Genomic DNA, 24625 nt, shown 5'->3' on the forward strand with positions numbered 1-24625 from the left:
AGTATGAAGCTGCGCCGGAGCTTTTCGGAACTTTCGTTGCGCGATTATACCCAGCCTTCCTGTAACAGGACGCTACCAATTAAATGGACCGCAGCTTCGGTGCTACTTGCAATTTCAACCGAGAGTTCACTGCGATCCACTTGATTGTTTTCCAGCCGGGATAGTTGCAAATTGAGCTCATCGTCCGTGGCGGAGCGTCCTAGTGTGCGGGTATAAATCGCTTGCACATAATCGCTATCGGATGCGGCGCTCAGGTCGGTATTTTGCTGAAACCAAGCGAGGATCGTATCAAGACCGGTTTCAGCCTGTAATACCTCCTGTCCCAATTGCCACTCATCGGCCGTGGCGTCGCGGTCAAAGAAGCTGTGCACCAGGCGCGCCACGATCGCTTCGGTTTGGTTATGCGCGATCACCACCGTTTTGGCGCTATCAAAAGCAATGGTTTCGGCGTTTTTTAGACTCAGCATGGCGCCGTCATCCAGGCGCGTCAATTCCAGCCGGTCGTTGACAAACTCCAAATGAAAATTGTCACGCTGGCCCGGCATGCGCAGAGTATCATGACCCGCGCCGCCATCGACATTCAAAGCCAATCCCAAGGGCACGGAACCGATGTCATTGCCGACAGTACCGGTTATGTCGCGTAATGTATCCAGCCGGATAATGTAGGGATTGGTATCCAGCCCGGCCAGTAATTCTTCACTGGTTTTATCCTGAAACGCTGCGGCTTCGGGCAAGTTGCGAAAAGCCGCTAAAATATCATCGGTTGTCGCACCCGCCCAGTTTTGCACGGCATTGCCTTCAGCAGCCGTCAAGTCGCGCCCCAGCCAGTTTTTTACCAGATGATGCGCAACCGCTTCACGCTCGGAGTAAGCAATAGCGATTGCGGGGCCTGTGGCGAATTGGATCAGCTCGATATCCGTGAGCGTATCGGTTTCGCCGTCGTCACGTGTCAAGGTGATTTCGTTGCCTGCAATGGTGATGCGATAATCCGTCAGTTGTCCTTCCTGTACGGCAGTATCAAAACCCAATCCGCCATTCAGGCGATCATTTCCGCTCCCACCGCTTAACCGGTCGTCACCGGCACCGCCGAAAACGATGTCATTGCCGGCATCACCGGAAGTTTGATCGTCGCCGCCAAGACTGCCGATCGTATCGTTGCCGCCGCCGCCGGACAAGGTGTCGTCACCGGGTCCCAGTACGATAAACTGATTCTGATCGTCTCCCGCGGCGAAATTGTCGCCGGCGCCGCCTACTACGCGGATGGCGCCGATAATGGAGGCAAAAGCTATGTTGTCCATCTGAATGATCGTACCGGACGGCAGGTGTGTGGCATCAATGACCAGCATGACCCTGGTATCGCCTGCGATTTCCGGGCCGCTGATGATAATTGGTGCCGCAGGCGCCTGATCGCTTGCGATAACCGGGGTTATTGTGCGAATGCCGATTCGATCGCCCGCGTTCAGTTGCGTTAAGAAAAGCTGCGCTTGAGCGTTCAACGGCGTTGCAGCATTGTTATTTTCCCCGGTTATTTGTTTAATTGCCGCCAGCATGTTCGATTTGGCGTCTTCCGGATTCAATTCCCGTGTTTGGCCTGTAACCGTCAATCCGGCTCCAACCGGTAAACTGACTGTCAGTAGGGCATTGCCTTGCGAATTGGTGATGACGGGTATATCTGCATAATTGCCGAATAATGAATTCGGATCATCTTTTCTTGACGATTCGATCGTTGAGACGATCGTAACGACAGTGCCGTCGGATTGCGTTGTGGTGGTGGTCGTCGCGCCATCGGTGGTTGTGGTAGTGGTATTACCTTCACTATTGTTACCGCCGCCTCCGCTTCCTGTTGAAGTGGTGGGAAGCGTAACCGTAATACCATTGCCGCTGGCGTCAACGACGGTCACGGCCGGATCGGCGCCCGCCGCCCAATCTTCCGCAGCGGCCAGGTTATAGGTTGTGGCATCGTTCGATGCCGTACCGTTCTTGTTCAAAAGAGCATTCACAGCGGTTTTGTCGGTCGAGCTTAATGTTAATGTAAACGCTGTGCCGGAAGTGATCTCGACATTGGCGGAATCGGTCAACGTATACGTTGCGCCACCTTCACCGGTAAACGTAAATTTATTGGCGACAATGTCATTGGTTGCGCCGCTCAGCTTGAGCAAGTTGGACCCGGTGACTACCAGTATTCCCGTGCCGGCATTGTAGGTAGCCGATGTAATGGCAGGGGGCGCTACGTTGGAGACGGTGATGCCGTTTCCACTCAAATCGGCTACGCTGACCGCCGCATCGGCGCCGGTGGCCCAATCTTCCGCCGCCGCTAGATTATAAGTAGTGGCACCGGTCGAGCTGGTGCCGTTTTTGTTGGCGATCTGATTAATCGCCGCTTTGTCGGTCGTGCTGAGTGTAACTGTAAATGCGGTGCCGGAGGTAATCTCGACATCGGCGGAGTCGGTGAGTGTGTAGGTGGCGCCGCCCTCGCCGGTGAACGTGAATTTGGAAACGTCGATATCGTTGGTTGCGCCGCTTAACTTCAGGAAATCGCTGCCGGTGACCACCAATGCACCGGTGCTGGCATCGTACGTGGCGGATGTGATCGCGGGTACGGCAACATTGGAAGCGGTGATACCGTTGCCGCTGGTATCCGAGGTGTCGCCGGTAGTGACATTGGTGTTCCAATCATCCGCAGCGGCCAGATTATAGGTGGTGCCGCCGGTGGATGCCGTGCCGTTTTTGTTGACGATCTGATTGATGGCCGCTTTGTCGGTCGCGCTGAGCGTGACAGTGAATGCTGTGCTGGAGGTGATTTCGACATCGGCGGAGTCGGTCAACGTATAGGTTGTGCCGCCTTCGCCGGTGAGAGTTAGTTTGGATGCGTCGATGTCAAAACCACCGCCATTAGCTTGCAGATTGGTGCCGGTAACGACGAGGGTGCCGGATGACGCATCGTAGGTCGCTGAAGTAATGCGCGGATTGATTGAAACCGTGATCGCATTGGTTGTATCGCTGATATCGGGGGTTGAATCGGCGCCCGATAGCCAGTTATCTGCGGCAGCCAGATTGTACGTAGAGCCACCGGAAGAGACGGTGCCGGTTTGGTCCAGCAAAGCATCGATATTGGTTTTGTCAGCGCCGGATAGCGTGACGCTGAAAGACGTCGCCGAAGTGATTTCCACATCGGAGGAACTGGTAATGGTATAGGTTGCGTTTGCGGTTCCGCCGGTGAATGTCAGCGTTGAGATGTCAATATCGTTATTGGTGCCGACCTTGTTGAATAAATTGGTGCCCGTGACAACCAATATACCGGTATCGGAATCGTAAGTGGCTGAAGTGATGGTCGAGGTTTGAACATTACTTACCGTGATTGCGTTGCCTGTCAGATCGGCGACAGCGGTCGAAGTGGCGCTGCCAGCCATCCAGTCTTCCGCCGCCGCGATATTGTAGGTGGTTGCGCCGGAAGAAGTCGTGCCGTTCTTGTTCAGCAATCCGTGCACCACTAACTGGTCGGCGGCGTTCAGCGTGACGCTGAAGGAAGTTGCCGAGGTGATATCCACGTTTGATGATGTTAATGTGTAACTGCCGCCTTCACCTGTGATCGTCAACAAAGAAACAGCAACATCGTTGGCGCCGCCGCTATTGGAAACGAGGTCGGTCCCGGTAACCGTCAGTACGTTAGTGCTGGCGTCAAAAGTAGCGGAAGTAATGGTGGGTGCCGCATAGTTACTGACCGTAATACCATTGCCGGTCAAATCGGCAACGGCTACAGCGGCATCGGCGCCGGCTGCCCAATCTTCTGCGCCGGCCAGGTTATAGGTCGTACTATTGACCGATGATGTGCCGTTTTTATTGAGTAATGCTTCGACATTGGTTAAATCTGCGCCGGTCAGCGTCACCGAGAAAGAGGCTCCCGAGGTGATTTCTACATCCGTAGCGCTGGTCAGCGTGTAGGTTGCGCCACTTTCTCCGGTGATGGTCAGTTTGGAAAGATCGATGTCATTGCTGGCGCCGCTTTTTTGCAGGAAGCCGGTTCCGGTAACCGTTAGCACATTGCTGTTGTAGTCATACGTGGCGGATGTTATGGTTGGTACCGCGACATTGGAAACCGTAATGCCGTTACCGGTGGTGTCCGCCACAACAACGGCCGCATCGGCACCGGCGGCCCAATCTTCCGCTGCGGCTAGATTGTAGGTGGTGCCGCTGGTTGAAGACGTACCGTTCTTGTTGATGATTTGATTGACGGCGGCTTTGTCGGTGCTGCTCAAGGTGACGGTGAACGCGGTACCGGAAGTGATTTCGACATCGGCGGAATCGGTGAGCGTGTAGGTGCTACCACCTTCGCCGGTGAACGTGAATTTGGAGGCGTCGATATCGTTGGTTGCGCCGCTTAACTTCAAGAAACCGGTGCCGGTGACCACCAATGCACCGGTGCTGGCATCGTACGTGGCGGATGTTATGGTTGGTACCGCGACATTGGAAACCGTAATGCCGTTACCGGTGGTGTCCGCCACAACAACGGCCGCATCGGCACCGGCGGCCCAATCTTCCGCAGCCGCTAAATTATAAGTAGTGGCGCCGGTCGAACTGGTGCCATTCTTGTTGATGATTTGATTGACGGCGGTTTTATCGGTACTGCTCAAAGTGACGGTGAACGCGGTACCGGAAGTAATTTCGACATCGGCGGAATCGGTCAACGTGTAGGTGGTGCCGCCTTCGCCGGTGAACGTGAATTTGGAGGCGTCGATATCGTTGGTTGCGCCGCTTAACTTCAAGAAACCGGTACCGGTTACCACCAATGCACCGGTGCTGGCATCGTACGTGGCGGATGTGATTGCGGGTATGGCTACGTTACTGACGGTAATGCCGTTGCCGGTCGTATCCGAGATATCGGTATTACCGATGACGGTGTTCCAATCATCGGCGGCGGCTAGGTTATAGGTGGTGCTGCCGGTGGAACTGGTGCCGTTTTTGTTGATGATTTGACTGACAGCGGCTGTGTCGGTGCTGCTCAAAGTGACGGTGAACGCGGTGCCGGAAGTAATCTCAACGTCGGCGGAATCGGTCAGTGTATAGGTGGCGCCGCCTTCACCGGTGAACGTGAGCTTGGAAGCATCAATATCATTGGCCGCACCGCTGGCTTTAACAAAGTTTGATCCGGTGACGGTCAATGTGCCAGTGCTGGCATCGTAAGTGGCCGACGTAATAGTGGGTGTTTGCACATTGCTGACAGTGATTGCGTTGCCGGTCGTGTCGGCATTGCCGCTTTGTGCCGGATTCCAGTCAGCCGCTGCAGCGATGTTATAAGTAGTCGAATCAACTGAGGAAGTACCGTTTTTATTTAGCAATCCTTCAATATTGATCTGATCGGCGGTATTCAGGGAAACGGTAAATTGCGTTGCTGAATCAATTTCAACATTTGACGAGGTCAATGTATAGGTTGCACCGCCCTGTCCGGTCAACGTCAGTTTGGATACATTAATATCGTTGGTTGCGCCGCCAGTAGCGACCATATTAGTGCCAGTGACTACCAGTGAATTCGTGCCGGCGTCGTAAGTGGCCGAGGTGATCGTGGTGGGAACGACCGCTGCCGAGGTGTCGATATCATCGATGGTCAGTTCTACCGCACTGCTAAAAGAAAAACGTATTTCGTCAACATTGTTGAATGCGGAGTTAAACGTCAGCAGTCCGCTATAGAGTAGTCCGAGGACGCCTTCCTGCGTATAGCTGATATTTCCAGCCGTATCGTTGATGCTTAAATCGACTGATTCCGCCGAAACGACCAGAACGCCATCCCGGTAACCGGTGATGGATAAAGAACTTGAATTACCATTCGGACCGTTGTCAATTCTGAATGAATTGAGCTTGAAATCGGAGCCATCCGAAGATTTGAAATAGAAATCAGTGACATTGGCGCCATTATAATTGGAAACAATGGATCGTCCGCTGAATTGATTCAGAAGCACGGTAAACTCTATGCTGTTGGGATTTGCGAAATCAACTGCGCTGTTGGCGCCAAATTCCCATCCGCTGTAGGTGGCTGAGGTAACACCATTGTAAGTGACGAGCGAACCGCTGTCGAAATTTGTAGTCGTCATTGTGTAACTCCTGTAAGTGCTTTAGAACTCAGGTCAGTCGTTGCTTCGGGAAATACTTCACGTAAGCGTAACCGCTGCCGGGAAAATCGTTTTGCTGCTGTGACCGGATTTCATCAGCGGTTTTCCGCTTGCTTTCGCTGTAGATGCTGTGCAATTTTCTGGTCGAGTTCGACTAACCAGGTTTCCGGCATAATGGCGAGTATTTGCTGCCGAATTGATCGGGCGGCAAGAATTTCTTCAGCATCTTCGGATCGTTGTATTGCCGTGGATAGCCACAAATATGCTTTGGCCAGGTGTTCTGCCGGGAGTCGGTTGGTTTCCGGATCGGGTTCTGCCGCGAAGAAATGTTTGCCCGCTTGAAAATAGGCTGGCACATAATGTAACGCAGCGGCCTGCTCAAACATTTGCCGGGTTTTTTCCGCCGTCTGTTCATTCGGCGGCTCTTGTTGCATGAGCATACCTAAATAATAGAAGCCCTCAGGGACTTGTTTTTCCGCGGCGGCTGTAAACCAGCGATAAGCTTCCTGTTTATCCCGAATGGATGGATCGCCTTGCAGATAAAACTTTCCCAGCCATAGCTGTGCCGGAATCGAACCTTGCTGTGCGGCGGGGCGGCAAAGTTCGAGTGCTTTTATAGGGTCTTTGGGAATGCCCTTACCGGTCATTAGCAGATTGCCGAGATGGCAGTAGGAATGAAAATGTCCTGCTTGCCCCGCTTTTTGGAACCAACTGGCTGCCGCGGTTGGATCGGCCGGGCGGTGCGTGCCTTCCTCATAGCAAATTCCGGTCAAATGTTGCGCAGCAGGAATGCCGCCTTGCGCGGCTTTTTCAAACCATTGGCAGGCAATCATCTTGTCGATGGGCCGTCCCCAACCATTCTGATGAAAAAGACCCAGGGAAAATTGCGCCAGCGTATTTTGATCATTCCTGACGGCGCTATCATATCCGGCAAAGGCTTTTTCGTATTCCCCGGCTGCCAGCGCTACTTGCGCATCCTTGATAACCTGGTTGTTATTCGGTTGCGTATTTGCGCTGCCCGGGCTGCTTTCGGACAACAGTACAGCAGATAAAAATATCAGTAACGCTCTTCTCATCTTTGTTGATAGGAATCACGCGGAGTGACCGTCAATGATGCGTGTATTCACCGATTGCCCGTTAATCCGGCGCTTCCGTATTTCATGTTTAAAATATCCCCGCAGTTTAAGGTCGTGACGGAAAGATGCCTTGCCATGCAATGATGCAGTTAACCGTGGTGTAGGGTTGCATGATTGAAAATGGCTGGGATCCTCCGGCATTACCCACCGTGACCGTGGTGGTTGTCGCGGTATTTACATTCACACCGTTGAGGGTTGTTTCGATGGAAGCCGGGCTCATGCTGACATTGGGTGCAGCAGCGGAATACGCGCTGTTTAACCCTTTTGCATTGGCCAATGAATTGCCTTCCGCGGTTTTTTTATCGGCGTCACTATTGACCGCCTTTAGTGTCGACGTGGCGGTGGCGCCCGGTGCAACGGTAGAGGTCGATACCGATACGGCTGTCGCGGAGTGATTATGGACAGGCATATTATTAATGGTCAGGGTCATGTTTTCCGAGCCGCTGCTTTGTCCCATGGTGAAGACTGAACCGCCCGGATGTTGTCCTTGATGAACAGGTACTCTTCCGCGCATGTCAGGCAATTTGAAGTTAGTCACGCCATCTCCGCCGTATGTAGTGCCGATCAAGGAAAAGAGAGCGGCATACTGATTAACGGGTAGCGTTTGCCCGTTACATTGAAACCATCCTTCCGGTGCAAAATTAAATGCTACGTAGCTTATTTCCCCTATAAACGGATCCGCGCCGGCGGTGACACTGTCCGGTGCTGCAGTCCAGAGTGCCAGAGCAGCGGTAACCGATAAAATGTTCTGTGCTTTTTTTGTGCATCGCATAAATAATTTCCTTTGTACTCAAATGAAGTGATTGATTTTTCGTGTAGCCTTCCTTTACTGACTACTATCGTAGCAGTCCGCCCATCTATTCATAGCGTTGGAATAAGATGCTTTATGCCTTCTATTCATAAATCCACGGTGTACTGATGGTAAGATGACAGAATGATAAAACTGAGCGATGTGAAAAACTGGACGGGGTACTGGGAGCAGCTCAGGACGGCATTGCTCGAACCCAAAGTCGATCCGACGTTGCTGGAAGCTTCGCTGCGCGATGCGCGCGCGAAGATGCCGGTGCCGGTGATATGGTTGTTGGGTAAAACCCAATCGGGCAAGACTTCGATCATTCGCGCATTGACCGGTAGCGAAACCGCCGAGATCGGCAACGGTTTTCAGCCGTGCACGCGCAGTTCACGGTTTTATGATTTTCCTGCGGAAACGCCCATTGTTAAATTTCTCGATACGCCGGGTTTGGGCGTGGTGTCGTACGATCCGGGCGACGATATGCAATATTGCGAAGCACAGGCGCATTTGCTGGTGGCGGTAATGAAGGTGGCGGATTTCGATCAAGCTGTGATATTCGACGTGCTGCATGCGATCCGTAAGCGTCAGCCGGAATGGCCGGTGTTGCTGGTGCAAACCGGTCTGCACGATCTTTATCCGGATGGTTGTGAACATCTGCAGCCATGGCCTTACGGTTCTGAACCGCTGCCGGAAACGATACCGCTGGATTTGCGCCGTGCGATCCAGGCGCAACGCGCAATCTTGAAGCCGCTGCCGGGTTTCGGCACCGTGAACTGGGTGGCGGTCGATCTGACCTTGCCAGAGGATGGTTTCGAGCCGCCGGATTACGGTTTGGAAGCCTTATGGCAAGCGATCGAGTCGATGACATCGCTCGGTTTGCAGCACCAATTGGGCGGTGATCAGGATGTGCAGGATTTATACGCGCGTACCGCGCATTCGCATATCGTCGGTTTTGCATTGGCGGCGGCTGGCCTGGGTGCTTTGCCGGTGGTCGATTTGGTCGCGGTATCAGCGGTGCAGGCGAAATTATTGCATAGCCTGGCTTCGCTCTATGGGCAGCGCTGGGATCGCAGCACGGTTACCGAGTTTCTCGGTCTGGCGGGCGCCGGGATCGCTTCCGGTTATGTGGCGCGATGGCTCAGCCGGGCGGTGATCAAGGTGATTCCATTTTGGGGGCAAACGGCAGGCGCGGTGTGGGGCGCGAGCTCCAGCGGTGCGACCACCTATGCATTGGGTAAAATCGCGATTTATTTTTTCGAGCGGCGTAAAGATGGCTTGAACGTCGATGCCGATACCTTGCGCCATATTTATGCCGAGGAACTGAAACGTGGCGCTGCCGTGCTGAAAAGCCGGTTACGGGAACAAGTCTAGATGAAGCCGGCGCTCGCGCGAATCAATGCATTATGGTTGCTGGTATTCGTTTTGATGCTGTTGCCGGTGCTGGTTTTATTCGGTTTTGGCTTTTTCTGGTTGTGGCAAAGCGGCAACCTGCAATATTGGCTGATTGCCTTGGTACTATGCGGTGGTTTGGGCTATGGCTTACAGCAGTGGTTGGTGCGGCAACAGCGGCAACTGCTGAACGCACCCGTGACGGAGCCGAATCCGCAGTGGCCGCCGAGTGCGGATGCGGTATGGCAGCGGGTGGAGGCGCTCGCCGAGACTTGTGATCCGCAGGATTGGCCACTCGAAGACGGTACTTGGATGCTGGCATTGGGACAGAAGACTTTGGAGACGGTCGCGCATTGCTATCACCCGGATGTCGAAAAACCGCTGTTGGAACTGACGTTCCCGCATACCTTATTGATCATCGAGCGCGCGAGCCGTGATCTGCGCCGCGATTTCGCCGAGAAAATACCGTTCAGCACGCGCCTGACCATCGGTGATTTTTTCCGGATTCAACGCTGGAAGGCGAAAGCGGAGCGAATTGTCGACATCTATCGCGCCGGCAGTATGCTCATCAATCCGCTCAATGCGTTGCTGGGTGAGGCGTGGCGGCATATGCGCGAGCGCAGTTTCGATCAAGCCAGGGATGAGCTGCATCGCTGGCTATTGCGGGCATATGTGTGCAAGGTCGGTTATTACGCAGTCGATTTGTATAGCGGCCGCTTGACGTTGACGGATGAAGCATTGATGGAATCGACCACGCCGGAATCCAAAACGGATTTGGAACAGGCTCAAGAAGCGGCTCAGGAAACGGCCGCAGCGGCGGCGGAACCGTTGCGGATTTTGGTGCTCGGCAGAACGAATGCGGGCAAATCGAGCCTGATCAACGCGTTGTTTGGCAATCTAGCAGCCACTACCGAGCAATTACCGGACGGCAAGCAGACCTTTAAACCGTCTGTGCTGACGCGCGAGGGATTCACCCAGGCTCTGATTTTCGATAGTCCGGGATGCGATAGCGCCGGATTCGATCAGGCGAAAATGCTGGCGGCTGCAAAGAACGCCGACTTGATCTTATGGGTCAGCGCGGCCAATCGTCCGGACCGGCAGAGCGAACGCGAGTGTCTGGATCAATTGCGATCCGCGCAAGCGGCGTGGACCGACCGGCATTCACCGCCACTGCTGGTTGCCGCCAGTTTTATCGACCGCTTGCGTCCGGTGAATGAATGGCAGCCGCCGTATGATTTGACGCAACCGGAAAATACTAAGGCATTGAATATCAAAGCGGCAGTGCAGGCGATCGCCGGTGATCTGGCAGTGCCGGTTGAAAAGGTGATCCCGGTCTGTTTATTGAAAGGTAAAGTTTATAATGTCGACGACACCTTGTGGGCGGCGATCCTGAATCATCAGAATGAAGCCCTGCGGGTGCGCATGATGCGTTGCATGGATGCCAGGAAACGCGCCGAGGACTGGGAACTGCTGCGGCGGCAGATGCTGGATGCCGGCCGGTTTTTGCGCAATTTACCGGAGATATTGGGGAAGCATACCGGACTGTAAAACAGTTCAACAATAATTGAATGAAACGGATCGTTATCTTTTTTTCTATACTACTGGCATTAGGATTAGTGCTGATTGCCGCGACGCCGCATCAAGCGCAGGCGCAATATTGGTGGAATGCCAGCCGCGAACCGGCCGGCATTGCGCCGGATCCGGCCACAACGCCGGAAGCGATCATACAGGTTTACGGCGCGCGTGCATTTAGCTGGCGCGGCTATTTTGGGATTCATACCTGGATTGCGGTGAAACCCACTGCAGCGCCGTCGTACACGATTTATGAAGTCATCGGCTGGATGCAACGCCGCAAATTGCCGGTTCTGGTGATTTATGACAACGTACCGGACCGCCGCTGGTACGGCAATATACCGGAAATATTGTTGGAGAAGCGGGGTGAAGGGGTGGATGCGTTGATTGCGAAAATTGACGAAGCCGCGCGTCACTATCCTTATGCAAAGAATTATACGATCTGGCCGGGGCCGAACTCCAATACCTTTACCGCCTGGGTTTCCCGCGCGGTGCCGGAATTACGGTTGGATTTGCCGCCGACGGCGATCGGCAAAGATTACCTCGGCTACCGGATTTTCGGGCAAGCGCCCAGCGGCAGCGGTTTCCAAATTTCCTTATTTGGTTTGATGGGGATATTGATCAGTGAAGTCGAAGGTATCGAGTTTAATTTTCTTGGTCTGTCTTTCGGCGTCGACTGGGATCCGTTGGCAGTGAAGTTGCCGCTGATCGGGCGCAAGAATTTCAATACCTGGTTTCAGCCGGTAACGGATAATTGATAATTATTCTTATTCGTACTATAGTACCGTTCGTAGGTTAATCCGGTATCTCAACATTTTTTGCTTGGAAGCTTCTCATGTCCCGTTCTATTAAATGCCGTTTCTTGGCTGCGTTTTTTTCTCTGTTTACACTCGTTGCTATTCATTCGGCTCATGCGGAGGAAGTGGTCGTTTATTCCGCGCGTATCGAGCAGTTGATTAAACCGATGTTCGATGCTTTTACCAAGGAAACCGGCATTAAAGTCAAATATACGACTGATAATGAAGGCGCATTGCTGGCTCGGCTCGAAGCTGAGGGGAAAAATACGCCGGCTGATATGTTGATTACCGCCGATGCCGGTAATCTTTGGGCGGCAGCGCAGGCGGGACTGTTGAAACCGGTTAAATCGGATGTGCTGGAGAGCAATATTCCGGCGCATTTGCGTGATCCCGCTAACGAATGGTTCGGCTTGTCGATCCGGGCGCGGACTTTGATTTATAACACCAAGAAAGTGAAACCTGAGGAGTTATCGACTTACGAAGATTTGGCGAATCCGAAATGGCGCAAGCGCTTATGTTTGCGCACGTCTAAAAAAGTCTATAACCAATCGCTGGTTGCGATGATGATTGCCGAACACGGCGAAGCCAAGACTGAAGAAATTGTAAAAGGCTGGGTGGCGAATCTGGCAACCGATCCTTTATCCGACGACACGCGCGCTTTGGAATTCGTGGCCGCCGGTAAATGCGATGTCACGATCGTCAATACCTATTACTTTGGCCGGTTGATGAGTAAGGATCCCAAGTTACCGCTGGCGGTTTTCTGGCCTAATCAGAATAACGGTGGTGTGCATGTCAACATTTCCGGTGCCGGTGTGACGCGTTACGGCCGTAACGAAGCTGCTGCGATTAAGCTGCTGGAATTTTTATCGTCGGACAAAGCGCAAAATCTTTTTGCTGATGTGAACATGGAATATCCGGTCAATCCAAGGATTGCAGCGGATCCGTTTGTTGCATCATGGGGCGAATTTAAGCAGAATCCGATGAATCTGGCGAAAGCGGGTGAATTGCAAACAACTGCCGTAAAACTGATGGATCGCGCAGGTTATCGCTAAACAATCGGCAATTCACCGCGTTATCAGCCAGTTGTAGCGTGTTCAATCATAATGTTTTTTCCGGTGAGAAGCTGGCCGCACTGTCTCCTCGCTATCGTTTTTTAACTTTTTGGCGCTTGGTGCCTTTTATTGCAGCCGCGTTGGTTTTGGCGCCGGTTGCTGTGGTTGTGTCGTCATTGCTGGCGCCTGCCGGTGATATCTGGCGGCATCTGCTTGAAACCACGCTACCCGATTTACTGGTCAACACCTTTTGGCTCGCCGCAGGTGTGATCAGCGGTACCGCGGTGATTGGTATCGGTTTGGCTTGGTTTATTTCGGTTTATGAATTTCCCGGGCGGCGATTCTTCGCTTGGGCATTGTTGTTACCAATGGCAATGCCGGCCTACGTGACAGCCTTCGTCGCATTGGGTTTGTTTGATTTTACCGGGCCGGTGCAAACGGCGTTGCGCGCATGGTTGGATTCGGATTTGTCGTGGTTTCCGGATATCCGCGGTAGAGCGGGTGTGATCCTGGTGATGACATTGGCTTTTTATCCCTATGTCTATTTGCTGGCAAAAAATGCTTTTTTAAGTCAGGGCAAGCGTTCGTTGGAAGTCGCGCAATCTCTGGGTTTAAACAAAATACAAGGCTTTTTCAAAGTGGCGTTGCCGATGGCGCGCCCTTGGATAGCCGGTGGTTTGATGCTGGTGTTAATGGAAACACTGGCGGATTTTGGCACGGTGGCGGTGTTTAATTACAATACTTTCACCACGGCTATTTACAAAGCATGGTTTAGCATGTTTTCCTTGCAAGCAGCTTCGCAACTTGCTTCTCTGTTGATTATTATCGTCTTTGTGGTGATTGTGCTGGAGCAGCAATTTCGTTCACGCATGCGTTATGCAGAATCCAAACGAAGCGCGCGCGGGCAACGCATCACGCTCAGCGGATGGCGCGGAGGATTGGTGAGTGGGTTTATGTTCAGCGTGCTGTTCTTGGCTTTTTTGTTACCAGTCTTGCAGTTAAGCTATTGGGCGGTCGATTCGTTGACGCATGATTATGATTTTTCCCGCTATCTGGATTTTCTGTGGCGCTCGCTGTCGTTGTCCGGCATGGCGGCATTGTTGATTTGTACACTGGTGACTGCCATGGTCTACGCGGCGCGGCGCTATCCGAACGCTGCGACAAGAAATGCCGTGCGCGTTGCTACCATCGGCTATGCATTACCCGGTGCGGTTCTGGCGATCGGTGTTTATCTGCCGCTAACCTGGCTGGATGCGCAATTGAGTGAATTGGCGTTGAACTGGTTTCAGATCGATACCGGTCAGATTTTACAGGGCACGCTGATCGCCATGCTGGTAGCCTATATCATCCGCTTCATGGCGGTCAGTCACTATCCGATAGATAGCGCGATGCAGCGGATAACACCGAGCATTGATGAAGCGGCGATGAGTCTGAGCGTGCACGGTTGGGCTATGATCAAGAAAGTACACGTGCCGATCTTGAAACCGGGTATTTTTACCGCGGCTGCTCTGGTGTTTGTCGATGTCATGAAAGAGATGCCGATCACGCTGATGACCCGGCCGTTCGGGTGGGATACGCTGGCGGTCCGTATTTACGAAATGACATCCGAAGGCCAGTGGGAGCAAGCGGCTTTTCCGGCTGTTACTTTGGTATTGGCGGGTTTAATACCGATTTTCTTATTGATGCGCCAAACTGAAAAGTAATCGTATGGGTAACGTTCTGTTGCAGTTGAATCATGTGCACCAGGCCTATGGGTCGCAGGCTGTGATTCAGGATTTGTCGCTGACCTTGCAACAGGGGCAAATCGGTTGCCTGCTGGGTCCGAGCGGGTGCGGAAAAACCACGGCGTTGCGCTGTATTGCCGGATTTGAACCGGTTTCTGATGGCGAGATTTTGCTGAATGGCGTGTGTGTCAGTAATCCGAAAGTCTTAGTGCCGCCGGAACGCAGGCGAATCGGCATGGTTTTTCAAGATTATGCGTTGTTTCCGCATCTCGATGTCGCGGCAAATATCGGTTTTGGCCTGCATCAGTTAACCAAAAACGAACGCGAACAGCGTGTTGAAGAGTTGCTGCATGTTGTTCATCTCGCCACGGTCGCGAAAAAATATCCTCATGAGCTATCGGGTGGCCAGCAACAACGCGTGGCGCTGGCGCGAGCGTTAGCGCCCAAGCCGGAGTTATTGCTACTGGACGAGCCTTTTTCCAATCTGGATGTCAGCTTGCGTGAACGCCTGAGCATGGAAGTTCGTGAAATTCTGAAGCATCAGAAGATAACCGCAATTTTGGTAACGCATGACCAAGCCGAAGCGTTTGCGATCGCGGATGAGATCGGCGTGATGAGCCACGGCGCAATGCAACAATGGGATACGGCTTTTAATTTATACCACCGTCCGGCCAATCGGTTTGTCGCTGATTTTATTGGTCAAGGAGCCTTTATTACCGGCAAGGTGCGGAATTCACGGCAAATTGAAATCGAACTCGGGGTGATTGACGGTGAAATTCCGTTCCGCTGCGCAGCGGGTGATATCGTCGAGGTCTTGTTAAGACCGGATGATATTATCCACGATGATGCCAGTCCGTTACAGGCAATCATTATCAGCAAGACATTCCGAGGTGCGGAGATTTTGTATACCTTACGTCTTGCCGGAGGCGCATGGATTCTGGCGTTGGTTCCCAGTCATCATAATCATCAAGTTGGTGAGAAAATCGGTATCAGACTTGAAACGCATCATCTGGTGGTTTTTCCGCAGCCGATATTGTGATTATCAGTCGGTTTCGTCAGAAATATCGACAATTTTGGCATATTTGATCACCAGATTGAATTTTTAAGGGGAATCGCTTCCCTTTTTGCAAATTTTTCTATAGCATTGCCAATTCGTGTTAATACCTTTCTTTTATAGCTTTTTTCCAAGCAATCAAGTAAACCCATCTCAGCGATAATGGCTGAGTTAGCTATTCCTGAAACTAATAATTTAAAAGAGGATTTTTATGAGTCAGCATATTCATTATGTAACCGATGCGAATTTTGAAGTGGAAGTTTTGCAATCGACAACTCCTGTATTAGTGGATTACTGGGCGGAGTGGTGCGGTCCTTGCAAGATGATAGCGCCGATTCTTGACGAGATTGCGAATGAATACGGTGAACGCTTGAAGGTTGCCAAGCTTAATATAGATGAGAATCAATTGACGCCACCCAAATATGGCATTCGTGGAATTCCGACTTTGATGTTATTCAAGAACGGTAATATCGAGGCGACAAAGGTGGGAGCACTCTCTAAATCGCAGTTAACCGCGTTTATTGATAGCCATATTTAGTTCATTGAACGGAACGCAACAATGAGTTTTGTGGGCTCGATGTAGGCCACGATCATAAATGATTCTCTCCCGTCTGTAATAGTTTTTCTTCCAGTACTTTTATCTTTTGATACGTAAATCCCCCTTTTTTTACGAGCTTTTTCATGCGCTTATCTGATCTTAAAAACTTACATGTCACCGAATTAGTAAAAATGGCCATCGAAAACGAAATTGACGGGGCCAATCGAATGCGAAAGCAGGATTTGATTTTCGCGTTGCTGAAGAATCAAGCTAAAAAAGGCGAGAATATCTACGGACATGGAACTTTGGAAGTGCTCCAGGATGGCTTCGGTTTTTTACGTTCCCCGGATACTTCTTATTTAGCCGGCCCTGATGATATTTATATTTCTCCAAGCCAGATCCGGCGATTTAATTTGCATACCGGAGATTCGATCGACGGTGAGATTCGTCCGCCGAAAGACGGCGAACGCTATTTCGCATTGGTCAAGGTGGATAAAGTCAATAACGAGCCGCCGGAAAATTCCAAACAGAAAATTCTTTTTGAAAATCTGACGCCGCTTTTTCCGGATGAACGGTTGTTGCTGGAACGCGATATTAAAGCGGAAGAAAATATTACCGGCCGGATCATTGATTTGATTGCGCCCATCGGCAAAGGTCAGCGCGGTTTGCTGGTTGCCAGCCCCAAGTCCGGTAAAACCGTCATGCTGCAGCATATTGCGCATGCCATTGCGGCCAATTATCCGGATGTGATCCTGATCGTATTGCTGATCGATGAGCGGCCCGAAGAGGTGACCGATATGATTCGCTCTGTCAGGGGCGAAGTGATTTCTTCGACGTTTGATGAGGCTGCGACACGGCATGTGCAGGTCGCTGAGATGGTCATCGAGAAAGCCAAGCGCCTGGTTGAGCATAAAAAGGATGTGGTGATTTTGCTGGATTCGATTACCCGCTTGGCACGCGCCTATAACACCGTAGTGCCGGCTTCGGGCAAAGTATTAACCGGTGGTGTCGATGCCAACGCCTTGCAGCGGCCTAAGCGTTTTTTCGGTGCGGCCCGTAATGTTGAAGAAGGCGGTTCACTGACCATCATCGCTACTGCGCTAATCGATACCGGCTCGCGCATGGACGATGTGATTTATGAAGAATTCAAAGGCACCGGCAATATGGAGATCCATCTTGACCGGCGCATGGCTGAGAAACGCATTTATCCGGCGATCAATGTCAACCGTTCCGGTACTCGCCGTGAAGAGTTATTGATTTCCCCCGAGGTATTACAAAAAATATGGGTATTGCGTAAATTACTGCATCCGATGGATGATATGGATGCAATGTCGTTCTTGCTTGATAAGATCAAGGCGACGAAGAACAATTCGGATTTCTTTGACTCCATGCGGCGGGTGTGAGTTTGGATTGCTATAGTTGCACCAGTCTCCGCAATAAAGGATAATGCACGATTTTTTAATCTTCCCTTTTGGGGATTAATCATTGAGGAAGTAGTAAATGAAAGCAGAAATTCATCCAGACTATCAAGAGATTACTGTTACTTGCAGTTGTGGAAATGTGTTTAAAACGCGCTCTACCATGAACAAACCTTTAAGTATCGAGGTATGTTCACAATGTCATCCGTTTTATACTGGAAAACAGAAAATTGTGGATACAGCCGGCAGGGTTGAGAAATTCCGCCAAAAATATGGCCAGGCGCGCAAGTAATTTCTATTTTTAATCACCGCTGAATTAAATCAGCGGAAACAGAGGTTGACTTCCCGTTTAATAATGGATGGCCAGCCAAATTGTTTCCTGATCGGGGTTTGTCCAAGAAACCCGGTGTTTTTTATGAGAGGGGATGTTGATGAAGTCTCCCTCTTTGAGCTGTACCGATGTTTGATCGTCAAACGATAATACAGCTTGTCCTTTCAGAATCATAACCCACTCGTTTTGCGCCTGATCATACCAAGGCGTCTGCTGACCTTTTGAAACGATGCGCTCAATTTTGATCGAATCATTTTCGATCAATGTCTCAAAAGCTTCACCGGATAAGTCGCTCGGAATCGCTGAAAAAATGTTTTGCAGTGCCATAAAATATTTACCCGAATTGCTGAATTAAAAGGCATCGGCGTATTGTATCCCGGTTTTTTCCGGAAAGATGAACAACTCATATTGAAAAAAACAAATGATACAGCGAATTGCATTGGTGACCGGCGCCTCGAGCGGAATCGGTAAAGCGACTGCGGAATTGTTAGCGCAGCATGGCTATTACGTGTTTGCGATGGCGCGCCGGGAAGAGCAGCTGGAACAGATTCGGTCCGACCGTATCGAACCGCTCCCGTTGGATGTTACCGATATCGCGGCGGTCAATGCGGCAGTGGCGCATGCAATCGCAACCAGAGGCCGTATCGATGTGCTGGTGAATAATGCCGGTTACGGTCAACTGGGTGCGCTCGAATGTGTTTCGATGGAGGCCGCACATCGCCAATTCGAAGTGAATGTATTCGGCTACGCCTATTTCATCCAGGCTGTCCTGCCACACATGCGCAAACAGCGCTCGGGGTGCATCGTCAATATCTCCTCGATCCTTGGAAAAGTATCATTGCCCGGTTTCGGTTGGTATGCTGCATCGAAACATGCAGTTGAAGCATTATCGGAATCGCTGCGCGGCGAAGTCAAAGCACTAGGAATCGATGTCGTTGTTATCGCTCCCGGCCTGATTAAAACGGAATTTGCCGAGAAGGAATTTGCGCTGCTCGAGACCGTTAAGCACCCGCCAGTGTACCGCAAAATCGTCGATGGCCTGCATCTGCTTTTGGCCGGAGAACCGCAGGCCCCCAGCCCGGAGATCATCGCTAAGGCGATTCTGAAAGCAGTGACCCGATCAATCCCGCCTGTTCGGCATGCATTACCTTGGGACTCAAAAACCGCCGTGATTTTCCGCTGGTTGCTGGGCGGACGGCTATTCGCCTGGGCGGTACGGAAACAGATGAAGATTTAGAGTTTTTCCAATGGACAATCGAAGAACTGAATGAGAAAGATTGCAATATTCCATGAGACCTTTGCAAAACTATCCACTTCTGCTGCAGATTCTTAAAAATCCGGCTCAATGTTGAAATTCTGGGGAATTTCGGTGAATTTTTTTGCAAAAACCAAGAGATAAAGACATTATTACGCCATTTCTTTATTAGAAGACACAACTAGCTTGTGGTTGTCGTGGTAGAAACCTCTCAACATACAATCTTGGTAACCTTTTCAGGTTATACGCCATAGCCTGCAGGATATGCCAGGCATGTACTTTGGCTCGACCGTAGTAACGTAGGATCTTGCTACCAAACCAGCGTGCCTGATTGCCAAAGGTACGTTCCACGACATACCGGGCTTGGGTAATCAAACGATTACGCTGTATTTGCTGCGCAGTCAGCGGTTTGTTCTTCAAGGACTTATCCTGAGCCATTTTTGATGCCGCGCGATCTCAAGGCTTCACGATGTTTCTGACTACAACAGGCTTTATCGAGCAGCGTTAGCAGCAACTTGCGTCATGGCAATTAGCGGCTGTTGTTTCAACGGCCATCACCAAACCATTGTGATCAACCAGCGTATGCTGTTTATAACCAAAAACCGACTGGCTGCCTTTCTTAACCCAACGTGCCTCAATATCGACACCAGGTTGAGTCACTGTAATGACCCGCGTGGATGTTTGTGCGTCTTGTTTCGTCATTCGCTCTTCGCGATCACTAACTACTTCATAGGCAGACCGGGTCTTGGGCTTACGTGGGCTATGCGTGATGCTGGCGTCAACGTGACATCCAGTGGCTACAGTAACATTGAGCAGCTGAATTTGGTGATTGATTCGCTCCAATAAGCCATTCCACGTATGCGTTGCCGTCAAATGGGTTCTGAAACGTGACAGCACAGAATGATCCGGTACTTCATCTTCCAGTGACAATCCTAGAAATCGCATCACGTACAAATTAGAATTAGCCATGTCTTCAACCGCTTCATCACTTAAACCACCATTCCAGATTCCTTCCAACAGCATTTTGAAAAGCAGCAACCCAGGATAGGCAGGACACCCTGTTACGTTCGATGTCGATGCATAATGAACTGACATCGCCTTCTCTATCGAATCCCAGTCTATCAATTCATCGATTTGCTTCAAGAAATTCCCTTTCCGGGTTCGGCGGGTTACATCATGTTCAGAGAAACTCATTAGATTGGTTCAACACCATGATTCAAAAACAAATTATATCATCTCGTTCAGCTAAGTCTGCTTTTGGTCGTGCAAAGGTCTCGGTTTGTCATGCATGTTTTGATCACGGCTGACCACATCGACGATTAAATTGCTTTTCGCGGTACTGGTAATTGATGCCTTACTGCCGTATTTGTATTGTTTGCGGTCTTTCCCTTTGGCAATACAGTATACTTGCGCCTCGTGCAATAAATAGATCTTGTTGGCATCTTTAGGCGATTGCTTTAGCATGCGCTCATGCAGCAGAAAATTCTGTTGGAAGCATTCGAACAAGCAGTGTTGTGGCAATTCCCGTATTAAGATACCCGCAATAGTTCTCAGTCGCTTGAGTGCACGTTTGGCCTTTGCTCTTTTGGTAACGTGACGAAAATGCCGGATGCCCAAGCGCAACGATTTGACTTCTTTGATGAACGTGTGTCGCTGCTGAATGTCATGCACTTCCGCCAGCTTGTTAAGCCGATTGATGATTTTGATCGCCAATTTGCTGTCAGTCGGATAGGTGATGTTTTTCTCTTGCACTGTCGTATCAATGTGTACCGTATCTTCCAGTGCAGCTTTTCCGTGTAAATCAACACTCACTCGGAAAATCCGATCAACACCTTCAGCGCCAATACGATCGTGAAAATGTACTAATTCTGTACTATGGCATGGCAATTGGTGCTGAAACCCTTTCATGCCGCAAAAAGCTTGATAGTAGTAAGGATTTTTCCATTGCAACACTATCGCTTCATCGCTCAGATTCTCCATTTGTTTGAGAATTAACAATTCAACCATCAACCGGATCGGTTTGCTGGGAGCGCCAATCCCCTTCGTATAATGAACCGAAAATGCGTCATCAAACTCATGCCACGGCATTTCCGCCGCAAGACGCAATAATGGATCAGTAGCGTCGAGCTGCAATAAAAGATCCGTTTCAAACAAACTCGGTTGATGGAAAGTTTTACTTGGCGTGAGCATCTGTAATCACCATTTCGGCCAGGAGATTAACTGTAATTTCACTACCCCCTGGTCGATGCGATCAGCTTGTATAACAGTATATTTATTAACTATCAATTAGTTGTGTTGTTTTTCAAGGGCGACTATTTAAACAGAATGGATTCAGACAGTCGGGTTGCTGCTATTTCATACTGCAATGCTTGTCGTTTGAGCTGCAGTAAATTCTTGTTTGTCTAAGCTACTCGGTGATTTTTCCGACTTGGATGAAGAATCAACTGATGCATGTTGCCCCGGCAACGACGTCTCTGCGCTGCTGTCGAAGTCGCATTCGATTTCGTTATCAATCATTGTTTTGGATACGGATATCTTTGATATTATCGCCAAAGACGGCTTTAGCAATGTAATTTTAATAAATCATATTATGTGATCTCGAATAATTCTCATATACCTTTAAAGTCATCAATACCTGCTATCTTAAAAACTTGTTCACGAGCAACTTCAATCAATTTGCTATTTGCATTCAAAGGGTTTTTTCATTGACTTTACCCCTTCTAGCTGCCAATATGTTCTGAAATACGTGACTGCAATAATGATTGCCGCGATCCTAATGGAATAATGGAAAATAAGTTTCAATTCTGGTCACTGTTTGGGTGGAGTCATCTTGAGCACATCCGTCACCAGGTGTGGTGTGGCTTTAGTTAAGAAATATGTTATTACGGGATAAGGTTAGTAGCGGGTATTGGGTTGCTCATGCGCTTTTCTTCGCATTAAATTACCCAAAATCTAGTATTCACGTATTGAATTGGCTATCGGACGGATGAATTACAACGTTTGCCGTTGGATGAAATCTTTCAGGCGGAATCCGAGCAGCCAGAGTGCGGCGAAATAGCTGATTGCGCCGGCTAAGACTACGCCGCTGAGTTGCGTGGCGCGGGACAGTGCTGAGCCGTTTAACCACGAGGCATCGCTTCCTGCTGTAAACCATAGAACAACGCCCATTGCCGCTAATGCCAGTAGTATTTTGGAAAAGAAAATCAGCCAACCGGGTTGCGGCTGGTAAATTGCTTGCTTGCGCAGTTGGTAAAACAATAATCCGGCATTCAAGCAAGCGCCGAGCCCGATCGCCAACGCCAACCCTGCGTGCTGGAGCGGAAAAATGAAGGCGAGGTTCATCAGTTGTGTGGCAATCAACGTGATGATGGCGATTTTAACCGGTGTTTTGATGTTCTGACGGGCGTAGAATCCCGGCGCGAGTACTTTCACCAAAATGATACCGAGCAAGCCGACGCTATATGCAACCAACGCTTCGCGTGTCATCCAGACGTCGTGTTCCGTGAATGCGCCGTGATGAAACAGCGTGGTGATCAGAGGCACTGATAATAGGGCGAGTGCGAGTGCGGCCGGAAGCGTCAGCAGTATGGTCATGCGCAGGCCCCAGTCGAGCAGGCGGGAATATTCCTCGGTGCTATTGGTGCTGTAGTGTTTTGCCAGCGACGGCAACAAAATGGTGCCAAGCGCGACGCCGAGCAGACCGGCGGGGAATTCCATCAACCGGTCGGCATAGTACATCCAGGATACGCTGCCGGTAACCAGCAACGAAGCGAATATCGTGTTGATCAGCAAACTGAGCTGGCTGACCGAGACGCCAAAAATCGCCGGTCCCATCAATTTGATTACGCGCCAGGCGCCGGTGTCCGGGTTGCGAAAATGGAGCCGCGGCATTAATTTGAGTTTCAACAGAAATGGAATTTGAAACACCAGTTGCAAAATGCCGCCGATAAAAACCGCCCAGGCTAGTGCCAGAACCGGTGGATCTATTAAGGGGGTTAGCCATAATGCGCAACCGATAAACGATAAGTTCAAAAACGCCGGTGTGATGGCCGGCACGTTGAATTTTCCATATGTGTTAAGGATGCCGCCGGCTAACGCTACCAACGAAATAAACAAAATATAAGGGAACGTGATTTGCAGCAGTTGCACAGTTAAATCGAATTTTTCCGGTTCTGTGGTGAATCCCGGGGCGCTGGCGTAAATGATGAACGGCGCCGCGATAATGCCGAGGGCAGTTACGAAGAACAGCACGACACCAAGCAGCGTCGCGATGTGATCGATCAAATTGCGAGTTTCTTCATGTGTGCGAGTATTCTTATATTCAGCAAGGATCGGAACAAAAGCCTGTGAAAATGCACCTTCGGCGAATAGCCGCCGCAACAGATTGGGGATGCGAAATGCGACAAAAAAAGCATCGGTTGCCATTCCTGCACCAAAAATTCGCGCGATCATGATGTCACGCAAGAAACCGAGAATGCGCGACACAAAAGTCATGCTGCTGACTGCAGCGAGGGCTTTAAGTAGATTCAATGGTTTGAGATATTAATGCGATGAATGGCAGCGGTGTGAGATGGTGCAGACTGGATTTTTCAATCCAGTCTGATGCGTTTGGTTTAATTTTGCCACGATATTATGCGTGAGCAGCATCACAGCCTAAAAAAGACAGCTGACTTTCTTAAGCAGGCCTTCTTCCTCCCAATTCCATTGCAGACAGTATTCCGCTCCTCTTCTTGGATTATCGATTTCGGCATCGATTTTTGTGTTTCCGGAGATGACCGGAGGCAGTAGTGCTTCTTCTTTGCCATTGTGGATGCAAAAAAAGCGGGCGGTCGATAGTGCGCGTCCTGCAGGCAGCACGACGGATAGATGGAGTCGGCGTGTGTCATCATCGATGACATGGGTGAGAATGCCTTCATTTTGGGTGAAGGCACCTTCATATTCGTATGTAAGCGTTAAGTCGGTGCCATCAGTGGCTTTTAGCTCAGGAGGAAACTGTACGCAAATCTGATAATTTTCGCCTTCTTTTCTTTGTTCAGCAGGTTCGTTGTTATTGATGCGGAAATTGCTGATACCGCCGATTGCACGGATATTTTTGAACCAGTATTTTGAATTATCGCTATGACATGCGGTAGTCATTTGTGTTTGTGTTACCGTCGCTTTTTTTCCGCAGGTGTCATGCACGGTCAATAGTTTTCTTAAATCCGGGATGGAAAATTCAAACCTGTTTTGTCTGATTTGATCGGCAATCAGCAGTGCGGCGCAGATAGCAAAGATCGCTCCGATCACTATGAAATCGGTCAGTAACGCGACTAACACGCCAAAGACGAGCATGACGACATTGAGGTAAAAAATAATCTGGTTAGGTTTGTCAAACATTCGGAACTCCTTAGTTAACAGGCATATTTTTATAATATTTTCGAAGCACTGAGTTTATCAGAGAGGCGCAGTCAAAAAAAGGAAGA

18 protein-coding genes and 1 pseudogene are annotated in these 24625 nt (G+C 50.3%); 10 read left to right on the forward strand and 9 right to left on the reverse strand.

Annotated elements, in window-relative coordinates:
• Nucleotides 1-44 precede the first annotated feature (44 nt).
• From KF839_RS09475 to KF839_RS09485, 3 genes are all read right to left on the reverse strand, one after another.
• On the reverse strand, nt 45-6086 hold the full coding sequence (locus tag KF839_RS09475) for a DUF4214 domain-containing protein (protein WP_292917597.1): 6042 nt from the start codon (nt 6084-6086) through the stop codon (nt 45-47).
• Nucleotides 6087-6199: 113 nt separating this feature from the next.
• Nucleotides 6200-7180: a tetratricopeptide repeat protein gene (locus KF839_RS09480; RefSeq protein ID WP_292917598.1), complete on the reverse strand. Its 981-nt coding sequence runs from the start codon at nt 7178-7180 to the stop codon at nt 6200-6202.
• A 106-nt stretch (nt 7181-7286) separates the two neighbouring features.
• A complete protein-coding gene (locus KF839_RS09485; RefSeq protein ID WP_292917599.1) occupies nt 7287-8012 on the reverse strand; it encodes a phage tail protein in 726 nt (241 codons plus the stop codon).
• A 162-nt stretch (nt 8013-8174) separates the two neighbouring features.
• Between KF839_RS09485 and KF839_RS09490 the strand changes: the two genes are divergently transcribed.
• The 9 genes from KF839_RS09490 to rpmE all read left to right on the forward strand — a co-directional run bounded on the left by KF839_RS09490 (nt 8175) and on the right by rpmE (nt 17869).
• A complete protein-coding gene (locus KF839_RS09490; RefSeq protein ID WP_292917600.1) occupies nt 8175-9404 on the forward strand; it encodes a YcjF family protein in 1230 nt (409 codons plus the stop codon).
• The gene (locus tag KF839_RS09495) at nt 9405-10970 is read left to right on the forward strand and encodes a GTPase family protein (protein ID WP_292917601.1); all 1566 of its coding nucleotides are present in this window, start codon (nt 9405-9407) and stop codon (nt 10968-10970) included.
• A gap of 20 nt (nt 10971-10990) precedes the next feature.
• Nucleotides 10991-11752 carry a DUF3750 domain-containing protein gene (locus KF839_RS09500; protein ID WP_292917602.1) on the forward strand — a complete coding sequence of 254 codons (762 nt, stop codon included), beginning with the start codon at nt 10991-10993 and terminating at the stop codon, nt 11750-11752.
• Between the two features lie 77 nt (nt 11753-11829).
• A complete protein-coding gene (locus KF839_RS09505) occupies nt 11830-12843 on the forward strand; it encodes a Fe(3+) ABC transporter substrate-binding protein (protein ID WP_292917603.1) in 1014 nt (337 codons plus the stop codon).
• A gap of 80 nt (nt 12844-12923) precedes the next feature.
• On the forward strand, nt 12924-14546 hold the full coding sequence (locus tag KF839_RS09510; RefSeq protein WP_416362362.1) for an ABC transporter permease: 1623 nt from the start codon (nt 12924-12926) through the stop codon (nt 14544-14546).
• Nucleotides 14547-14550: 4 nt separating this feature from the next.
• The gene (locus KF839_RS09515; RefSeq protein ID WP_292917604.1) at nt 14551-15606 is read left to right on the forward strand and encodes an ABC transporter ATP-binding protein; all 1056 of its coding nucleotides are present in this window, start codon (nt 14551-14553) and stop codon (nt 15604-15606) included.
• Between the two features lie 226 nt (nt 15607-15832).
• Complete coding sequence (gene trxA, locus KF839_RS09520; RefSeq protein WP_292917605.1) at nt 15833-16159, forward strand: thioredoxin TrxA; 327 nt, start codon at nt 15833-15835, stop codon at nt 16157-16159.
• A 143-nt stretch (nt 16160-16302) separates the two neighbouring features.
• Nucleotides 16303-17562, forward strand: coding sequence for a transcription termination factor Rho (gene rho, locus KF839_RS09525; protein WP_292917606.1), 1260 nt, complete (start codon nt 16303-16305; stop codon nt 17560-17562).
• Between the two features lie 97 nt (nt 17563-17659).
• Nucleotides 17660-17869: a 50S ribosomal protein L31 gene (gene rpmE, locus KF839_RS09530; protein ID WP_292917607.1), complete on the forward strand. Its 210-nt coding sequence runs from the start codon at nt 17660-17662 to the stop codon at nt 17867-17869.
• 57 nt (nt 17870-17926) lie between these two features.
• Here the strand turns inward: rpmE and KF839_RS09535 are convergent, their stop codons facing one another.
• Nucleotides 17927-18235 (reverse strand): cupin domain-containing protein, encoded by a 309-nt coding sequence (locus KF839_RS09535; protein ID WP_292917608.1) that lies wholly within the window; start codon nt 18233-18235, stop codon nt 17927-17929.
• Between the two features lie 94 nt (nt 18236-18329).
• Here KF839_RS09535 and KF839_RS09540 point away from each other — a divergent pair, with 94 nt between their 5' ends.
• Nucleotides 18330-19145 carry an SDR family NAD(P)-dependent oxidoreductase gene (locus tag KF839_RS09540; protein WP_292917609.1) on the forward strand — a complete coding sequence of 272 codons (816 nt, stop codon included), beginning with the start codon at nt 18330-18332 and terminating at the stop codon, nt 19143-19145.
• Nucleotides 19146-19331: 186 nt separating this feature from the next.
• Here the strand turns inward: KF839_RS09540 and KF839_RS09545 are convergent, their stop codons facing one another.
• The 5 genes and pseudogenes from KF839_RS09545 to KF839_RS09565 form a co-directional block, all read right to left on the reverse strand.
• On the reverse strand, nt 19332-19583 hold the full coding sequence (locus KF839_RS09545; RefSeq protein WP_323802060.1) for a transposase: 252 nt from the start codon (nt 19581-19583) through the stop codon (nt 19332-19334).
• Nucleotides 19584-19667: 84 nt separating this feature from the next.
• Nucleotides 19668-20357 carry a transposase gene (locus tag KF839_RS09550; RefSeq protein WP_476739069.1) on the reverse strand — a complete coding sequence of 230 codons (690 nt, stop codon included), beginning with the start codon at nt 20355-20357 and terminating at the stop codon, nt 19668-19670.
• Nucleotides 20358-20444: 87 nt separating this feature from the next.
• Nucleotides 20445-21353: pseudogene (locus KF839_RS09555) on the reverse strand (IS5 family transposase); the annotation flags it as partial.
• 801 nt (nt 21354-22154) lie between these two features.
• Nucleotides 22155-23693: a murein biosynthesis integral membrane protein MurJ gene (gene murJ, locus KF839_RS09560; protein WP_292917613.1), complete on the reverse strand. Its 1539-nt coding sequence runs from the start codon at nt 23691-23693 to the stop codon at nt 22155-22157.
• A 123-nt stretch (nt 23694-23816) separates the two neighbouring features.
• Complete coding sequence (locus tag KF839_RS09565; protein WP_292917614.1) at nt 23817-24539, reverse strand: hypothetical protein; 723 nt, start codon at nt 24537-24539, stop codon at nt 23817-23819.
• Between the last annotated feature and the right edge of the window lie 86 nt (nt 24540-24625).

Origin of the sequence: Nitrosomonas sp., from assembly GCF_019635155.1 — a bacterium.
In the GTDB taxonomy this organism is placed as follows: Bacteria; Pseudomonadota; Gammaproteobacteria; order Burkholderiales; family Nitrosomonadaceae; genus Nitrosomonas.